We start from the raw sequence: 15,504 nt of genomic DNA on the forward strand, positions 1-15,504 counted from the left end.
GGCATGAGCTCGAACTCGTCAGGGACGGCCCTTGTCGCCGCGGTCGACCTCGGTGCCACGAGCGGCCGGGTCGTCCTCGCCGAGGTCGGCCCGGACCGGCTCGAGCTGCGAGAGACCGCACGGTTCGCCAACGGTCCGCTGCGCCTGCCGTCCGGGTTGCACTGGAACCTGCCGTCGCTGTACGCCGGAGCGCTCGGCGGCCTGCGGGCCGCCGGGCGCGAGGCCTCCGGCGCCGGCGGCCTGGCCAGCGTCGGCATCGACGCCTGGGCCGTGGACTACGGGCTGGTGCGCGGCGACCGGCTCCTCGGGCTGCCGTTCCACTACCGGGACGAGCACCGCCTCGCCGTCGGGCCGGCCAACGCGCACGCCCTCGTCGGCCAGGACGAGCTGTACGCCCGCAACGGGCTGCAGTTCCTGCCGTTCAACACCGCCTACCAGCTCGCGGCCGACCCGTGGACCGAGCTGGCGGACCGCCTGCTGCTCATCCCCGACCTCCTCGCCTGGTGGCTCACCGGACGGATGGTCGCCGAGCGCACCAACGCCTCCACCACCGGTCTGCTCGACCCACGCAGCGGTGCCTGGGACAGCGAGCTGCTCGACCGTCTCGGGGTGCCTTCGCACCTGCTGGCCGACCTCGTCGACCCGGGGACGACGATCGGCTCGATGACCGACCAGGTGGCCGGCGACACCGGCCTGCCCGGCGTGCCCGTCGTCGCGGTCGGGTCGCACGACACGGCCTCCGCCGTCGTCGGCGCCCCGTTGCAGGGTGACGACGCGGCCTACCTGTCGCTGGGCACGTGGGGGCTCGTCGGCGTCGAGCTGGCCGACCCCGTGGTGACCGACGCGGCGCGCGCCGCGAACTTCACCAACGAGGGGGGCGTCGACGGACGGACGCGCTTCCTCACCAACGTGATGGGCACCTGGATCCTCAGCGAGGCGCTGCGCGCCTGGGACCGCGAGGACGGCCTGGCCGCCGGAGGCAACGACCTGGCCGGGTTGCTCTCCGCCGCAGCGGAGGTCGACCCGGCGTCCGTGCCAGTCGTCGACGTGCAGGACCCGCGCTTCCTGCCCCCGGGGGACATGGGCGAGCGCGTCGCGAAATGGTGTGTGGACCACGACCTGCCGGCGCCGACGACGCGGCCGGCGATCATCCGGACCATCCTGGAGAGCCTGGCCGACGCGTACGCAGCGGCCCTGGACACCGCTGCCCGACTGACCGGCAGGCGTGTCGGCACCGTCCACGTCGTCGGCGGTGGATCCCAGAACCGGCTGCTGTGCCAGGCGATCGCCAACCGGTCGGGTCGGCGCGTCGTGGCCGGACCGGTCGAGGCCACGGCGCTCGGGAACGTCCTCGTGCAGGCACGCGCGGTGGGGGTCGTGGGTCCCGACCTGGCCGAGCTGCGGGCGCTCGTGGCCCGAACGCACGACCTTCCGCGGTACGAGCCTCGCTCGTGACCACCTCGACGCCAAGGAGCCTCCCGTGAAGGTCGCGGTGCTCGTCACCTGCATCAACGACGCGCTCTTCCCCGACGTCGGCAAGGCCGTCTTCCGGCTGTTGCGCCGCCTCGGGGTTGATGCGGACTTCCCTGCAGCCCAGACGTGCTGCGGGCAGCCGATGGTCAACACCGGCTACCTCGACGAGGCCGTGCCCGTCGTGCGGAACTTCGTCACGGCGTTCGAGGCCTACGACTACGTCGTCACGCCGTCGGGCTCCTGTGCCGGGTCCGCCCGTCACCAGCACGCGATCGTGGCGCGCCGGTCCGGCGACGCGACACTGCAGGACGCAGTCACGCGGACGGCGCCGCGCGTGCTCGAGCTGACCGAGTTCCTCGTCGACGTGCTCGGCGTCACCGATGTCGGAGCCTCCTTCGCGGGCCGGGTCACCTACCACCCGACGTGCCACAGCCTGCGGATGCTCGGCGTCGGAGACCGCCCCACGCGGCTGCTGCGGGCCGTGCGCGGTCTCGAGCTCGTCGAGCTGCCCGACGCCGAGTCCTGCTGCGGCTTCGGCGGCACGTTCGCCGTCAAGAACGCCGACGTCTCGACCGCCATGGGGCGGGACAAGATCCGCCACGTGCGGGACGCCGGTGCGGACGTTCTCGTCGCGAGCGACTCGTCGTGTCTCCTGCACGTGGGCGGGCTGCTGTCGCGGGACGGCTCGCCGATCCGGGTCATGCACCTCGCCGAGGTCCTGGCCTCCGACGCGTCGTCGACCGCGGGGGCGCCGGGGCAGGGGCGGACCGCGTGAGCGCCACCTTCGTCGGCATGCCGCCGTTTCCGGACGCCGCCCGAAAAGCACTGGGGGACAGCCAGCTCCGTCACAACCTTGCGCACGCCACTGGAACGATCCGCCGCAAGCGTGCTGCTGTCGTCGCCGAGGTGGACAACTGGGAGGACCTGCGTCTTGCCGGCGCCGCCATCAAGGACCGCACGCTTCGCCACCTGGACGAGCACCTCCTGCGGCTCGAGGAGTCCCTGACCAGGAACGGCGCCGTGGTCCACTGGGCGCGGGACGCCGCCGAGGCCTGCGCCATCGTCGCCTCGATCGCGAAACGTCACGCGGTCGACGAGGTCGTCAAGGTCAAGTCGATGGCCACCCAGGAGATCGGCCTCAACGAAGCCCTCGAGGCCGACGGCATCGCTGCCTGGGAGACCGACCTCGCCGAACTGATCGTCCAGCTCGGTCACGACCTGCCCTCCCACATCCTCGTGCCGGCGATCCACCGCAACCGCACGGAGATCCGCGACATCTTCCGGAGGGAAATGGGTGCCGTCGGACGTCCGGCCCCCGACGACCTGACCGACGACCCGGCCCGCCTGGCCGAAGCCGCGCGCCTGCACCTGCGTGACAAGTTCCTCACGGCCCGCATGGCCGTCTCCGGCGCGAACTTCGCAGTCGCCGACTCGGGGACGCTGGTCGTCGTCGAATCCGAAGGCAACGGCCGGATGTGCCTGACGCTGCCCGAGATCCTCGTCTCGGTCGTCGGCATCGAGAAGGTCGTGCCCATGTGGAGCGACCTCGACGTGTTCCTGCGCCTCCTGCCGCGCTCGTCCACGGGGGAGCGGATGAACCCGTACACGAGCACGTGGTCGGGCGTGACTCCGGGCGACGGCCCGCAGGAGGTGCACGTCGTGCTCCTGGACAACGGCCGCACGCGCGCCCTCGCCGACGAGGTCGGCCGGCAGGCCCTGCGCTGCATCCGGTGCTCGGCCTGCCTCAACGTCTGCCCCGTCTACGAACGCACCGGCGGGCATGCCTACGGCTCGGTCTACCCCGGGCCGATCGGCGCGATCCTCAACCCGTTGCTGCACGGGGTCGGCGCGGACGAGCAGGTCGACTCGCTGCCCTACGCGTCGACGCTCTGCGGCGCCTGCTTCGAGGCCTGCCCGGTGCGCATCGACATCCCCTCGGTGCTCGTCGAGCTGCGTTCCCAGGTGGTCGACGCCCACCGCCCCGGACGCGGGCACCTGCTGCCCAAGCCGGAGGCCATCGCCATGAAGGGCGCCGCGTGGGCGCTCGGACAGCCCAGCCGGCTGCGGGCCCTCGAGCGCGTCGCCGCCCTCGGCTCCGCCGTCGTGCCCGGTCGCAAACACACGAACGCCTTCCCGTCGGCGGTGCTGCCGCGTCTGCCGGGGCCAGCCAGTCGGTGGACTGACGCCCGCGACCTGCCCACACCGCCCAAGGAGTCGTTCCGCACCTGGTGGTCGAGGACGGCCGGCGGTCGGCACGAGGAGCGAGGTAGTCGATGAGGGACAGTGCAGCACAGGCACGCTCGGGTGCGGCGGCCGTAGCGGGTGCGACGGTCGAGGCCGTGCCGACACCTCCGGCATCCACGGTGCCCGCCCGTGACGCCGTGCTCGCGGCCGTGCGCACCGCCCTCCGCGATGCGGCCCCGGCCCCCGCGGCCCCCCGCACCGTCCCCGGACGGGGTGGGGTGGCCGACCTCGTCGCCCTCTTCATCGAGCGCGTAGAGGACTACCGGGCCCTCGTGACCAGGTGCTCGGAGGAGGAGGTCCCGGCCGCGATGGCTTCGGCGCTCGACGGTGCGGCGTCGGTCGCCGTGCCGGAGGGGTTCCCCTTCGACGTGCCTGGCGGAGCCCCCGGCGCCGGTCTGACCGCCGCGCAGCTCGACCGGCTGGAGGCCGTGGTGACCACGGCTGCGGTTGCCATCGCCGAGACGGGCACCATCGTGCTCGACCACGGACCGGGCCAAGGGCGTCGCGCCCTCTCGCTCGTACCCGACCACCATGTGTGCGTCGTCCGCGCCGACCAGCTCGTAACGGACGTCCCGGACGCCGTGGCGCTGCTCGACCCCTCGCGTCCCCAGACGTGGATCAGCGGCCCCAGCGCCACGAGCGACATCGAGCTGAACCGCGTCGAAGGTGTTCACGGGCCCCGGGTGCTGCACGTCGTCGTGGTGGACGCGGTCTGACAGGCGCATGGCGGACGACCCCTCCTCCGCGACGCCTCGTGCGCCCGGGGTCCCAGCAGGCGTCCGACCCCGGTCGTGCTGCAAGAGAAGAGCTCTCGCCCCACGGGTGGATGTGGGGGCTGGCTCCGGCCCCGTAGCGTCCGAGCCGAGCGGGGCGGAGCCGCGCCCGTCCCGACCTACCCGAGGAGCCCCCCGATGCCGCCCGCACGACACCGCCCACCGCCCAGTCGGGCGCGCGCGCCCTGTTCCGCCCGGCTGCGGGCGTCGCCCTCGCTCTGCTCGCCGTCGCCCTCCTGCCGTTCTCCGCCGCCTCGCTGTGGCCCGGCGGCGGGTACCCGGACGTCGCCGCCCTCGGCGCGGCCGTCGCGCGCGGACTCGATCACTGGTGGCGATCCGGTGCGGTCGACGCCGGCCCCGATCTCGAGCGCGCCGTGGCGTTCTGGGCGCGGTTCCACGTGGTCAAGGCTGTCCTCGGTGGGGTCCTGCTCGTGCTCGTGGTGCGGCTCGCCCGGCGCACGTGGCACGAGTACGTGGGTTCGCGGGCTCGCGGACGCCGGGCCCGGCTGGCGGTGGCCGGGGTGCTCGAGGCGCCGTTGCTCCTCCTCGCGGTCCTGCTGGTGGCCGCGAACGTGCAGGGCGCCCTCGCGCCGATGTCCTCCGCCCTCGGCCTGCTGCCGGTCGGCCGGGGCGGCACCGCGCCGGACGGAGTCGCCGAGGGTGGGATGGCGCTCACGGTGCGCGAGATCAGGCGGGCGCTGCAGTCTCCGGACGCGGCCGTGCCCCCCGCGTTGACACGCCTGGTCGGCGACTTCGCCGCCTACCACGCGGTCATGGTGGGGGTCGGTGCCGTCGTGACGCTCGGCCTCGCCGTCCTGGCCGTGCGGGTGTGGCCACGCCGCGGGGTCGCCGCCGAGCCGTGGCACCTGCGCGGGCCGCGCGTGGTCACGGCGGTCTCGGTCCTCGGCCTCGCCGCTGCGTTCGCCGTCATCAGCGCGGCCAACCTCAGCACCTTCCTGCACCCGGCACCGGCGCTCCTCGGCTTCTTCGACGGCGGGGCCTGACGCGCTTCGTCGGGTGCCGTGCCGGGGCGGGCCCGACGTGTGTCGCGAAGACGGCGTCGGGTGCCGGAGCCGCGGAGTAGCGTGCGATGTGCCAGGCATTCCGAGTTCGGCCGCCGCCGCTGAACCCTTCTCTGAACGAGGAGACGCCATGTCAGAAGATGCAAGCAAGGCCGCGGAGCCCCCGGTCACGGTCGTCGGTGCCGTGTCCGACGGCGCCTACACGCTGCTGATCGCGGACTTCGCGGACACGACGAGTGCGCAGGAGGCGTACGCCGCCCTCAAGGAGGTGGAGGACGGCCGGCACGTCGAGATCGAGGGCGTCATCGTGGTGAAGCGCGAGACGGACGGAAAGCTCGAGGTCCAGCGGGCGACCGACCACACGACCCGTCGCGGCCTGACCTGGGGAATCGTCGGTGGGGCGGCCCTCGGGCTCATCTTCCCCCCGTCGATCATCGGGGGCGCGGCGCTGTTGGGGGCGGCCGGGGCTGCGGCCGGCAAGGTGGGACAGCTGCATCACCGGCGTGAGCTGGCGGACGATCTGGAGTCGGCGATCGAGCCCGGGCACTCCGGCATCGTCGCCCTCGTCTCCGACCCTGCCGCCGTGGAGCTGCAACGAGCCCTCCAGAGGGCCAACGCGATCGTCCTGACCGCCATCGACGACGTCGTCGCCAAGGACGTCGAAGCCGCGGCCAAGGAGGCCGAGGAGGCCGAGGACAACGCCGCCGAACCCACCGACACCAAGGAGTCGTAGGCAGGGGGCGACTGCCGGGGACTGGTTCTCCGCGCCGTGAAGGAGGGGTGGACTCGGCCCTGCCCTAGCTGCCGCTGACGTCCTTGGGGTCGACCATGCCGGTGATCTCCTCGGAGCGACGGTCGACGCCCGTCAGCAGGTAGTAGGTGGCCCCGGCGATCGCTGCGCCGACGATGGGTGCCACCCAGAAGGCCCAGAGCTGCCCGGGCGCTCCGTTGCCGTTGAAGAACGCGACGGCAGTGGAGCGGGCCGGGTTCACCGACGTGTTGCTGATCGGGATCGACACGAGGTGGATGAACGTGAGCCCGAGACCGATGGCCAACGGTGCGAACCCGACGGGCGCCCGGTCGTCGGTGGCCCCCAGGATGATGTAGAGGAAGATCGCGGTCAGCAGGGCCTCGGCGCACAGCACCGAGAAGAGGCCGTAGCCGCCGGGTGAGTGCTCGCCGAATCCGTTCGCGGCCAGATTGCCGGTCACGTCGAAGCCGGGCTTGCCGCTCGCGATCCCCCACAGGGCCAGGCCGGCGAGCAGTCCCGCGGCCACCTGGGTGATGACGTAGGCGGGGACGTCCTTCCACGGGAAGCGCTGGGCGACCGCAGCCCCGATCGTGACCGCCGGGTTGAAGTGGGCGCCGGACACGTGCCCCACGGCGTACGCCATGGTCATGACGGTGAGGCCGAACGCGAGGGCGACGCCGGCGTGCCCGACGCCGAGCTGGACGCTCTGACCGGCAGCCTCGTTCGGCTGGAGGTAGAGGGCCGCATAGACGGCGGTGCCACAACCGCCGAAGACGAGCACGAAGGTGCCGAGTGCCTCGGCGACGAGACGGGATACCAGTGCAGGTGTGCGCATGCCACGACTTCCTTCCGATCTCCTTGGTGCCTCCCACGGGCACACTCGCAGCGTGACGCACCCGGGTTGCCCTGAGAACCCCCAGGCGGATCACCGCGATCAGCGCACAATGACTTCATGGGGGACCACGGCAACCGCGTCCTGAGACGGTCCGCAGCGGCCGCCGCTGCCGCCGCTGCCGCCGCTGCCGTCGCGGGCGCGCTCACGCTCGCCCTGGCCGGATGCGGCACCGCCGGCACCGCCGCTCCCGGAGGGACGCCGGCAGGAGCGCCGACGGACCCTTCCACCGGTGTGGCGTACGGCTGGTTCGCGTACGCCGGGACCGCCACGGGGGAGACCGTCGGCGTCGCCGGCGGGCACGGGGTTCCGGGGCCGTTCGACGCGCTCGAGCGCGCCGACCTGCGTCTGCCCGACCGCGCCGACGTCCGCCAGGTCGCGACCCGGGCGTTCGCCGGGTTCGCCGAGAGCTACCTGTTCGTCTTCCGGGTCTCCGCGGCCGACGCCGCAGACTTCTGCGACCAAGGCGGTCTCGGCGGGGAACGGCCAGCACCGGCCATCCCGGAGGCGGTCGCCGAGGGGCTGGCCCACCCACCCGTGACGGTTGGCTCACGCTGGTGCGCCGGCCCCGCTCCCACCGATCCGCGCTGGTCCCGGTACGTCCTCATCGACGCCAGCACGCCCGATGCGCCCGCGACCGTGAACCTGCTGCTGCAGCGTGCCCCCTGAGCGAGACCCGACGCTGCACCGAACGCCCCGCCGGCTGTGAAAACCCGCGGTTTCGGCCTGGACCGAAGTGGTGGCGCTCCCCAACGAGCGTCCGACACCCTGTGCCGACGGGTCCGGACCGCGGACTCCTCGCTGCACGAAAGGCCTTCTATGACCTCGATCGCGCACCTCGACGCTTCCGCGAGTGGCACCTGGACGCTCGGTGACCGCACCGTGAACCGCCTGGGCCTCGGCGCCATGCGGCTCACCGGCACCGCCGCCTTCGACCTCGGCGAACGCCGAGACCGTGACACCTCGATCGCGGTACTCCGGCGCGCGGTCGAGCTGGGGGTCAACCACATCGACACTGCCGCGTTCTACTTCTCGCCGTGGCTGTCGGCCAACCACCTGATCCACGCCGCGCTCGCGCCGTACGACGACGACCTGACCATCGTCACGAAGGTCGGCCCCCGCCGTGACCCGTCAGGCGAGTGGATGCCCTGGGCCGGGCCGGAGCAGCTGCGCGGGCAGGTGGAGCAGAACCTCCGAGAGCTCGGCCGCGACCACCTCGACGTCGTCAACTACCGCCACAACGGGCCCGGACGGCCCGTCGCGGGCCACGTCGGGGCCTTGTCCGACCTGGTCCGGGACGGACTGGTGCGACACGTCGGCGTGTCCAACGTGACGCTCGAGCAGGTCCGGGAGGCGCAGGCCGTCACCGAGATCGTCTGCGTCCAGAACCGCTGCGCCGTCGGCTACCGGGCCGAGGACAGCCGAGCCATCGTCGACCACTGCGCTGAGCATCGCATCGCCTTCGTCCCCTTCTTCGCGATCGCGGGCCAGGGTCGCGAAGGCGGTCCGGCAGCGGAGCAGGCCACCGAGGACGCGGTGCGCGAGGTCGCCGAGAGGCACGAGGTCAGCCCCGCACAGGTCCGACTGGCCTGGTCGCTCGCCCTGGGCGCGCACGTGCTGGCCATCCCCGGCACCGGCGACCCGGTGCACCTCCAGGACAACGTCGCTGCCGCGTCGCTGCGGCTCACCCCCGATGAGGTGGCACGCCTCGACGCGCTGGGGTGACCCGCGGCCGGCCCTGCCGGTGCGTCTCGTACATGCGCACGGCCACGACGACGCCGGAGGCGGCCGTGAGGGCGGCGACGACCCACACGGCCGGCCGCAGACCGTACGCATCGGCGATGATGCCGCCGAGGACCGCCCCGACCGCGAAACCGCCGTCGCGCCAGAGCCGGTACACCCCGACCGCCCGCGCCCGCCACGAAGGGTGGGCGACGTCGCCGATCGTGGCGAGGAGCGTCGGGTAGACCATGGCCGTGCCCGCGCCGAGCGCCGCGGCGGCGACCAGCCAGACGGTGAACGTGCCTGCCACGGCGACGAGCCCGAGTGCCAGTGCCTGGGTCATCATGCCGGCGACGATGAGCCACTTGCGGCCCCATCGGTCTGACAGCGCACCGGTGGCCAGCTGCCCGAGGCCCCACACGGCGGGGTAGGTGGCGACGAGGATGCCGATCTGCTGCAGCGGCAGACCTGCGGTCGCGAACAGCAGGGGGAACAGGCCCCAGGCCAGTCCGTCGTTGAGGTTGTTGACGAGCCCGGCCTGGCTCGCCGCCGACAGCGCCGGGTCGCCAAAGCTCGTGCGGACAGCCACGTCCCGGTCGGTGAGGTGGTGCGGTGTCGCAGTGCTCCCGCCCCGGGCCGCGTCGTGCTGCGCCGCCTCCAGGCGGGCATGGTCCCGGCTCTCACGGACCGCGAAGGTCGACAGACCCAGCCCGAGCGCGGCGAACGCGAGGCCGAGCAGGAAGGGAGCCGGGCGCAGGCCGTAGGCGTCGGCCAGGTAGCCGGTGGCCAGGGCGGTGGCGGCGACGGCGACGTAGCCGGCGGCCTCGTTGAACCCCATGGCCAGGCCTCGGCTGCCCGGGCCGACGAGGTCGATCTTCATGATCACCGTCGTGGACCAGGTCAGCCCCTGGCTGATGCCGAGCAGGACGTTGGCGGCGATGACCACGCCCCAGCTCGGGGCGACGATGAGCAGCAGGGGCACGGGGACGGCGACGAGCCAGCCCGCCAGCAGGACCGGTCTGCGGCCGAACCGGTCCGACCACGTGCCGGCGACGTAGTTCGTCACAGCCTTCGACAGCCCGAAGGCGACGATGTAGGTGAGAGCGGCGGAGTACTTCTCGACGTGGAACTCGCTGCTCGCCAGCAGTGGCAGCACGGTGCGTTCCTGCCCGAGCATGCCGCCCACGAGCCCGTTGACCGCGACGAGGAGCGCGAACTGGGCGAGGTTCGCACGAAGCCCGAGGCGGATCGGCGGGAGCAGGCCGGTGCGTCCGCTGCTCATGCGAGGCTGAGGAAGAGCTTCTCCATGAGGGCCCGGTCCTCGGGGGTGCCGCCGTCGGGGCTGGTCAGGCACTCGCGCAGGCCCGAGGAGACGATGGCGAAGCCGGCCCGGTCGAGGGCGCGGTTCACGGCGGCGAGCTGTTGGACGATGTCCTGGCAGTCCCGACCCTCCTCGATGAGGCGGATGACGCCGCCCAGCTGGCCCTGGGCGCGCTTGAGGCGGTTGACGACGGGGGTGAGGTCGTCGGTGTTGAGCGTGACCATGTTCGGTTCCTTCGGAAGCGCCTTGCGGCGCAGCGGTTTTCGGGTCAGGGACGCGTTTGCGCCGGGTCGACGGCACCGCTCGTCATCGGGCGCCTCACGCGGACGTGGTGCTCGAGGGCTGCTGGGCGGCGACCTGGCGGCGCACGTCGTCCATGTCGAGCTCGCGGACGGCGGTGATGACCTGCTCGAGGGCGGCCGCCGGCAGGGCGCCCGGCTGGCTGAAGACGAGGACGCCGTCACGGAAGGCCATGAGCGTGGGGATCGAGGTGATCCGCGCGGCGGAGGCCAGGGCCTGCTCGGCCTCGGTGTCCACCTTGCCGAAGACGATGTCTGGGTGCTGCTCGGAGGCGGCCTCGTACACCGGCGCGAACATCCGGCACGGGCCGCACCAGGAGGCCCAGAAGTCGACGAGGACGATGCCTTCGTCGGTGACGGTCGACTCGAAGTCCGACCCGGTGAGGTTGCGGGTGGTCATGGTGTTCTCCTTCTGGCGAGGTGTGTGATACCCGCCGGGGTATCCAACCAAGGCCCTCGCTGGTTCATTCCGGGTCGCGAGCCTGTTTGGCGCGGCGACCCTTCCCGGGTTATGGTCGGGTCCATCATATACCCCATGGGGTATCGAGTCGGAGCTGAAGGAGTGCCCATGAGCGTCACCGTCACCATCGAGGAGCTGGCCGCGGCCCGCGCCGACGGCGCGTCCGTCGTCGACGTGCGTGAGCCCGGCGAGTATGTCGGTGGCCACGTTCCCGGCGCGCGCCTCGTGCCGATGGGCCAGCTGGCCTCTCGCGTCGGAGAGCTCGACGCCTCGCGTCCGGTGTACGTCATCTGCGCCAGTGGCAACCGCAGCCGCGCCATGGCCGACCTGCTGGTCCGCCTCGGCTACGACGCTCGTTCCGTCGACGGCGGCACCTCGGCCTGGCAGGCGTCCGGGCGACCGCTCGTGGCGGGTGCACGCGGCGACGCCGCCTGACCCTGCCGCCCATGTCCTGATCCCCTCGACCGAACCGCGCGACCCCGCGCACCCGTCCCGCCGCCTCGCCGGCATCACCGAAGGAGAACCACCATGTGCCGTCCCGCCACCTGCCGGACCTGCGGCAAGACGACCTGGGCCGGCTGCGGCCAGCATGTCGACCAGGTCATGCGCAACGTCCCGGCCGCCCAGCGCTGCGCCGGGCACCAGAAGGACCCGTCCGCCTCCGGTGGCGGCCTGCTGTCGCGGTTGTTCAACCGCGGCTGACCGCCGGTCGACGCGTCCCCCTCCCGGCACGCGTCCCGGCGACCGAAGCCCTGCCGGCCGCGCGGCCCCCTACGCGCGGTCGGCAGTGGCGTCCCCGGGACCTCATCCCGCGGGTCGGGTCAGCGCGAGGAACTCCGAACGCGAGCGCGAGTCCTCGCGCAGGACGCCGAGCAGGCTCGAGGTGATGGTGGTCGTGCCTGCGGCCTGGACCCCTCGGAGGGTCATGCACAGGTGCTCGGCCTCGATGACGACTCCGACGCCGACGGGGGAGAGCTGGGCGCTCAGCCAGTTGGCGACCTGGGTGGTGAGCCTCTCCTGGACCTGTGGGCGGCGCGCGAAGTGCTCGAGCGCCCGGGCCAGCTTGGACAGGCCCAGGATGCGGTCGCCCGGGAGGTAACCGATGTGGGCCACTCCCACGAACGGGAGCATGTGGTGCTCGCAGAGCGAGCGCAGCGGGATGCCCCGGGCGACGATGAGCTCGTCGTAGCCGCCGTCGTTGGGGAAGGTCGTCAGCTGGAAGGGGCGCGGGCTCATCAGCTCGGCAAGGGCGGCGGCCATCCGTTCGGGCGTGCGGCTCAAGGACTCGTCGCTGAGGTCGATGCCCAGCGCCTGCAACATCGTGCGGGCTCCTGAGGCTGCCTGCTCGACGTCGGGCACGGTGACCGCGCCCGTACCTGTCCATGGACGACGTCGAGCTGGCGCCAGGTGCCCCTGGCTCTGTGGGTGGGGTGCGTGCACCGGACGGTTCCTTCCTCGTGGCGGGCTGGTGGACGGGTTCAGGGTTCGGTGACCGGTCGCCGGTCATGGGTGTGCAGGGCGAGGACGCTCGGATCGCCGGTGAAGGCGCGGTCGTCGCCGCGCCCGTGCAGCCAGGCGCGGGTGCTCCGGTGAGCGCGGTGCACCAGTGCCGACGTCTGGGTGAAGTCGGCGGGAGAGGTGGCGAGGGGACAGAGCGGCGGAATGATGTGCAGCCGCGCTGCGCCCGTGTAGGCGCGCACCTGCCCGATGAGCCCACGGTGCAGCAGGAGGCTCAACGAGGTCAGCGCGATGCCGAGCGCGGACGTCGGGGGGCTGCCGGCGCAGGGGTAGCCGCCGGGAAGCAAATACAGGTCGGTGACGTCGTGAGCAGCCGTGCGGGTGAGCACGTCCAGCTCACCGATCGCGCCGTCCACGAACGTGCTGCCCTGCAGGTGGACCGGGGGCAGGACGCCCGGGATGGCAGCGCTCGCGCGAACGGCGTCGGCCGAGGGGCCCTGGTACAGAAGGCTGCCGATGCCGGTGACGAGGTCGGTCACGGTCACGGCCACGGGGATGTGGGCCTCTTCGAGGGTGTCGTAGCCGAGGTGGCGGTGGAGCAGCTGCGCGAGTCCGTCGCCGGAGAACATAGATGGCTGGCTGCCCCGGGCCGCATCCCACCAGCGGTGCGGCTCGAGCCGGAAGACGTCGCGACGGTGCAGGTCCTGCCAGAGGCGGGCCAGCGAGCTCACGCGTGCTCCGAGCGAAGACGCGTCCGGGCTCGCCGCGCCGGCGACATACGCGGCGTTGACGGCTCCCACGGACGTGCCCACGAGCAGGTCCGGACGGATCCCGCTCTCGTGCAGGGCTGCCAGCATGCCGACCTGGACGGCTCCCAGGCTTCCGCCGCCGGTCAGCACGAACGCCGTGGCCACGACGCATTCCTCCCGGGGTGGCTGTCGATGGTGGCCATGGGGGCTCCAGGGGTCGACGGGGTGTCGCGGCTCCGGCGAGATGACCAGGGCGCGGACGAGGTGGACGACCTGTTGGTGGCATCGGCCGCGAGGAGTCTTACCGGCCTGCCAGTGCGGTAAGAGCCAGGTGCCGCAGCGACACCAACAGCACGACCTCTCCTGCCGTCCCCGTCGCCGAGTCCTCGCCTCCCGCGGCGGCGACCACCTCGTCAGCAGTCACAGCAGCACCAGGGAAGGACCACCATGAGCGCGAAACAGTCCCCGTCCCCGTCCCCGTCCCCTCTGGCCGCCGAGCAGACCGACCTCAGATGGCCCGCCCTGGTGCTCCCCGTGGTGGCACTGGCCCTCGTCGGCGTCCTTCTCCTGTGGGCCTTTCCGCGAAGCAGCGCGGACGCCGCCCAGCCCGTCACGCTCAGCCGCACGCACGAGGTGGTGCCACGGACCGCGAGGCAGCAGGCGTTCCACGACCAGATGCGCAAGCTCTGGGAGGACCACGTGACCTGGACGAGGCTCGCGATCGTGACGTTCGCCGACGGCTCCGCCGGGTTCCCGGCCGCCGCGGGCCGGCTGCTGCAGAACCAGTCCGACATCGGGGCCGCCATCGCGCCCTTCTACGGCGACGCGGCCGGTGCACGGCTGACCGCGCTGCTGCACGACCACATCACGATCGCCGTCGAGATCCTCGAGGCGGCCAAGGCCGGTGACACGGCCGCCTTCACCAGCGCCAGGACCCGCTGGTACGCGAACGCGAACGACATCGCCGACTTCCTCTCCGCGGCGAACCCCCGGTTCTGGCCTGATGCCGTCCTGCGGGACGACATGCGGGTGCACCTCGACCAGACCCTGGCCGAGGCGGCCCACGAGCTCGCAGGCGGCTACGCCACCGGCGTGGCCGACTACGACGCCGTCCACGCGCACATCCTCCGGATGGCGGACATGCTGAGCGGCGGCATCATCGGCGCCTTCCCGAGCGCCTTCCGCTGACGATCCACGACGCGTACCGACCCGGGCCGACGGCAACGGTGCGTCGCGCCACGCGCTCGGCTCAGCCGGGTGTGGTGCTGCGGCGCCGGTCGGGGCGGGCGACGACGGCCGCGGCCGAGAGGATCACGGCTGCACCGACCAGCTGCCAGACGCCGAGCCGCTCTCCCAGCAGAAGGTAGCCGAGCGCCACCGACACGACCGGGATCAGGTAGGTGACCAGCGAGCCGACGTGCTGGCCGACCGCACGCACCACGTCGAACTGCAGTAGGTAGGCCAGGCCCGTGCCGAGGATCCCGAGCGCGAGGAGGGCCAGCACCGGCTGTGCCCAGCCGCCGGTCGCCCCCGGGCTCGGCGACCACGGCGCCCTGACGGTCTCCCGGTGCAGCATCCACCAGACGGACAGCACGACGACCATCTGCCCCGAGGCGACGAGCAGCAGCGCCGCGGGCAGCTGTAGGCCGCCGAGGTCCCCCTTGGTCAGGTACTTGCGCACCCACGTCCAGCCGACGCCGTAGGAGACGCCGGCGACGAGCGTGAACCCGAGACCCAGCAGGTCCGGGCGCCCCGCCGACTGCCACGGCTGGGCGATGACGAGCACGCCCGCGAACCCGGCGACGACGGCGGCGACCTTGCGGCCCGGCAGTCTCTCGGCAGGAAGCATCGCCGCCGTGGCGACGACCGTGGCGAGCGGCGTCGTGGCGTTGCCGATACCGGCCAGCGCCGAGGCGATCCGTTCCTCGCCCAGGGGGAACAGGACGAAGGGCAGGCACGCCAGGAAGAACCCGACGACGAGCAGGTGGAGCCACACCTCGCGCGAGCGAGGCAGCCGCCCGCCGAGCAGGTGGAGCAACAGCGTCACGGTGGCGGCGCCGAGGAGGACCCGGGCCGTCGCGATCTGTGGCGGAGCGAACCAGCGCAGGCCGACCTTCATGAGCAGGAAGCTCGACCCCCAGATCAGGGCCAGCGCGGCGAACTTCGCCTGCCACGGGACGAGGCGCCGAGTGGCCCCGCGCGGCGAGACGACAGCTGCGACAGCTGCGCCGACCGGGGCGACAGGGGCGGCAGTGGCGCTCTCGAGCGGCCGGGGCGTCGTGCTCTCAGACACCCGCACACCGTAGCCCGCCGGGCCTCTACGCCCCTCCGAGGGCGGAG

The 15,504-nt window shown here is 72.7% G+C and carries 18 protein-coding genes; 11 read left to right on the forward strand and 7 right to left on the reverse strand.

The genetic code is table 11. From position 1 onward, the window contains the following. Positions 1-3 precede the first annotated feature (3 nt). From RY076_RS20465 to RY076_RS20490, 6 genes are all read left to right on the forward strand, one after another. Entirely contained in the window at positions 4-1,455 is a 1,452-nt protein-coding gene (locus RY076_RS20465) for a rhamnulokinase (RefSeq protein WP_323101258.1), read from the forward strand. A 25-nt stretch (positions 1,456-1,480) separates the two neighbouring features. Continuing rightward, entirely contained in the window at positions 1,481-2,248 is a 768-nt protein-coding gene (locus RY076_RS20470) for a (Fe-S)-binding protein (protein WP_323101259.1), read from the forward strand. Between the two features lie 17 nt (positions 2,249-2,265). Then, positions 2,266-3,750, forward strand: coding sequence for a lactate utilization protein B (locus tag RY076_RS20475; protein ID WP_323101442.1), 1,485 nt, complete (start codon positions 2,266-2,268; stop codon positions 3,748-3,750). Between the two features lie 62 nt (positions 3,751-3,812). Next, a complete protein-coding gene (locus RY076_RS20480; RefSeq protein WP_323101260.1) occupies positions 3,813-4,433 on the forward strand; it encodes a LutC/YkgG family protein in 621 nt (206 codons plus the stop codon). A 431-nt stretch (positions 4,434-4,864) separates the two neighbouring features. Beyond that, positions 4,865-5,494: a hypothetical protein gene (locus tag RY076_RS20485; protein WP_323101261.1), complete on the forward strand. Its 630-nt coding sequence runs from the start codon at positions 4,865-4,867 to the stop codon at positions 5,492-5,494. Positions 5,495-5,642: 148 nt separating this feature from the next. After that, on the forward strand, positions 5,643-6,245 hold the full coding sequence (locus tag RY076_RS20490) for a DUF1269 domain-containing protein (RefSeq protein WP_323101262.1): 603 nt from the start codon (positions 5,643-5,645) through the stop codon (positions 6,243-6,245). 64 nt (positions 6,246-6,309) lie between these two features. Here the strand turns inward: RY076_RS20490 and aqpZ are convergent, their stop codons facing one another. Then, positions 6,310-7,098 carry an aquaporin Z gene (gene aqpZ, locus RY076_RS20495; protein WP_323101263.1) on the reverse strand — a complete coding sequence of 263 codons (789 nt, stop codon included), beginning with the start codon at positions 7,096-7,098 and terminating at the stop codon, positions 6,310-6,312. Positions 7,099-7,215: 117 nt separating this feature from the next. Here aqpZ and RY076_RS20500 point away from each other — a divergent pair, with 117 nt between their 5' ends. After that, positions 7,216-7,824, forward strand: coding sequence for a hypothetical protein (locus tag RY076_RS20500; RefSeq protein ID WP_323101264.1), 609 nt, complete (start codon positions 7,216-7,218; stop codon positions 7,822-7,824). A 150-nt stretch (positions 7,825-7,974) separates the two neighbouring features. Further along, positions 7,975-8,880, forward strand: coding sequence for an aldo/keto reductase (locus tag RY076_RS20505; protein ID WP_323101266.1), 906 nt, complete (start codon positions 7,975-7,977; stop codon positions 8,878-8,880). Here the strand turns inward: RY076_RS20505 and RY076_RS20510 are convergent. The 3 genes from RY076_RS20510 to trxA form a co-directional block, all read right to left on the reverse strand. Further along, positions 8,840-10,159: an MFS transporter gene (locus RY076_RS20510; protein ID WP_323101268.1), complete on the reverse strand. Its 1,320-nt coding sequence runs from the start codon at positions 10,157-10,159 to the stop codon at positions 8,840-8,842. The two genes, RY076_RS20505 and RY076_RS20510, sit on opposite strands and share 41 nt — an antisense overlap. Next, complete coding sequence (locus RY076_RS20515; RefSeq protein WP_323101270.1) at positions 10,156-10,422, reverse strand: metal-sensitive transcriptional regulator; 267 nt, start codon at positions 10,420-10,422, stop codon at positions 10,156-10,158. Before RY076_RS20515 ends, RY076_RS20510 begins: the two co-directional genes overlap by 4 nt. Before the next feature lie 94 nt (positions 10,423-10,516). Next, positions 10,517-10,897 (reverse strand): thioredoxin, encoded by a 381-nt coding sequence (gene trxA / locus RY076_RS20520; protein WP_323101272.1) that lies wholly within the window; start codon positions 10,895-10,897, stop codon positions 10,517-10,519. A 168-nt stretch (positions 10,898-11,065) separates the two neighbouring features. Between trxA and RY076_RS20525 the strand changes: the two genes are divergently transcribed. Together RY076_RS20525 and RY076_RS20530 are read left to right on the forward strand one after the other, a co-directional pair. Next, entirely contained in the window at positions 11,066-11,392 is a 327-nt protein-coding gene (locus tag RY076_RS20525; protein ID WP_323101273.1) for a rhodanese-like domain-containing protein, read from the forward strand. Between the two features lie 93 nt (positions 11,393-11,485). Continuing rightward, a complete protein-coding gene (locus RY076_RS20530; protein WP_323101275.1) occupies positions 11,486-11,659 on the forward strand; it encodes a hypothetical protein in 174 nt (57 codons plus the stop codon). A 102-nt stretch (positions 11,660-11,761) separates the two neighbouring features. On the opposite strand, the gene folE is transcribed toward RY076_RS20530, so the two are convergent. Together folE and RY076_RS20540 are read right to left on the reverse strand one after the other, a co-directional pair. Beyond that, the gene (gene folE, locus RY076_RS20535; RefSeq protein WP_413785810.1) at positions 11,762-12,397 is read right to left on the reverse strand and encodes a GTP cyclohydrolase I FolE; all 636 of its coding nucleotides are present in this window, start codon (positions 12,395-12,397) and stop codon (positions 11,762-11,764) included. A gap of 38 nt (positions 12,398-12,435) precedes the next feature. Then, positions 12,436-13,329 carry a patatin-like phospholipase family protein gene (locus RY076_RS20540; RefSeq protein ID WP_323101278.1) on the reverse strand — a complete coding sequence of 298 codons (894 nt, stop codon included), beginning with the start codon at positions 13,327-13,329 and terminating at the stop codon, positions 12,436-12,438. Positions 13,330-13,611: 282 nt separating this feature from the next. Here RY076_RS20540 and RY076_RS20545 point away from each other — a divergent pair, with 282 nt between their 5' ends. After that, the gene (locus tag RY076_RS20545) at positions 13,612-14,352 is read left to right on the forward strand and encodes a hypothetical protein (RefSeq protein WP_323101279.1); all 741 of its coding nucleotides are present in this window, start codon (positions 13,612-13,614) and stop codon (positions 14,350-14,352) included. 61 nt (positions 14,353-14,413) lie between these two features. Here RY076_RS20545 and RY076_RS20550 read toward each other — a convergent pair whose 3' ends face one another. Then, a complete protein-coding gene (locus tag RY076_RS20550) occupies positions 14,414-15,457 on the reverse strand; it encodes a DMT family transporter (RefSeq protein ID WP_323101281.1) in 1,044 nt (347 codons plus the stop codon). Positions 15,458-15,504: the final 47 nt, after the last annotated feature.

Source organism: Intrasporangium zincisolvens (assembly GCF_034724055.1).
GTDB lineage: Bacteria > Actinomycetota > Actinomycetes > Actinomycetales > Dermatophilaceae > Monashia > Monashia zincisolvens.

Excerpts from the sequence above, each read along its gene's own strand:
- RY076_RS20465 (WP_323101258.1), top strand. The coding sequence starts at position 4 with ATGAGCTCGAACTCGTCAGGGACGGCCCTTGTCGCCGCGGTCGACCTC.
- RY076_RS20475 (WP_323101442.1), top strand. The coding sequence starts at position 2,266 with ATGCCGCCGTTTCCGGACGCCGCCCGAAAAGCACTGGGGGACAGCCAG.
- RY076_RS20490 (WP_323101262.1), top strand. The coding sequence starts at position 5,643 with ATGTCAGAAGATGCAAGCAAGGCCGCGGAGCCCCCGGTCACGGTCGTC.
- aqpZ (WP_323101263.1), bottom strand. The coding sequence starts at position 7,098 with ATGCGCACACCTGCACTGGTATCCCGTCTCGTCGCCGAGGCACTCGGC.
- RY076_RS20500 (WP_323101264.1), top strand. The coding sequence starts at position 7,216 with ATGGGGGACCACGGCAACCGCGTCCTGAGACGGTCCGCAGCGGCCGCC.
- RY076_RS20505 (WP_323101266.1), top strand. The coding sequence starts at position 7,975 with ATGACCTCGATCGCGCACCTCGACGCTTCCGCGAGTGGCACCTGGACG.
- RY076_RS20510 (WP_323101268.1), bottom strand. The coding sequence starts at position 10,159 with ATGAGCAGCGGACGCACCGGCCTGCTCCCGCCGATCCGCCTCGGGCTT.
- RY076_RS20515 (WP_323101270.1), bottom strand. The coding sequence starts at position 10,422 with ATGGTCACGCTCAACACCGACGACCTCACCCCCGTCGTCAACCGCCTC.
- trxA (WP_323101272.1), bottom strand. The coding sequence starts at position 10,897 with ATGACCACCCGCAACCTCACCGGGTCGGACTTCGAGTCGACCGTCACC.
- RY076_RS20525 (WP_323101273.1), top strand. The coding sequence starts at position 11,066 with ATGAGCGTCACCGTCACCATCGAGGAGCTGGCCGCGGCCCGCGCCGAC.
- RY076_RS20530 (WP_323101275.1), top strand. The coding sequence starts at position 11,486 with ATGTGCCGTCCCGCCACCTGCCGGACCTGCGGCAAGACGACCTGGGCC.
- RY076_RS20545 (WP_323101279.1), top strand. The coding sequence starts at position 13,612 with ATGAGCGCGAAACAGTCCCCGTCCCCGTCCCCGTCCCCTCTGGCCGCC.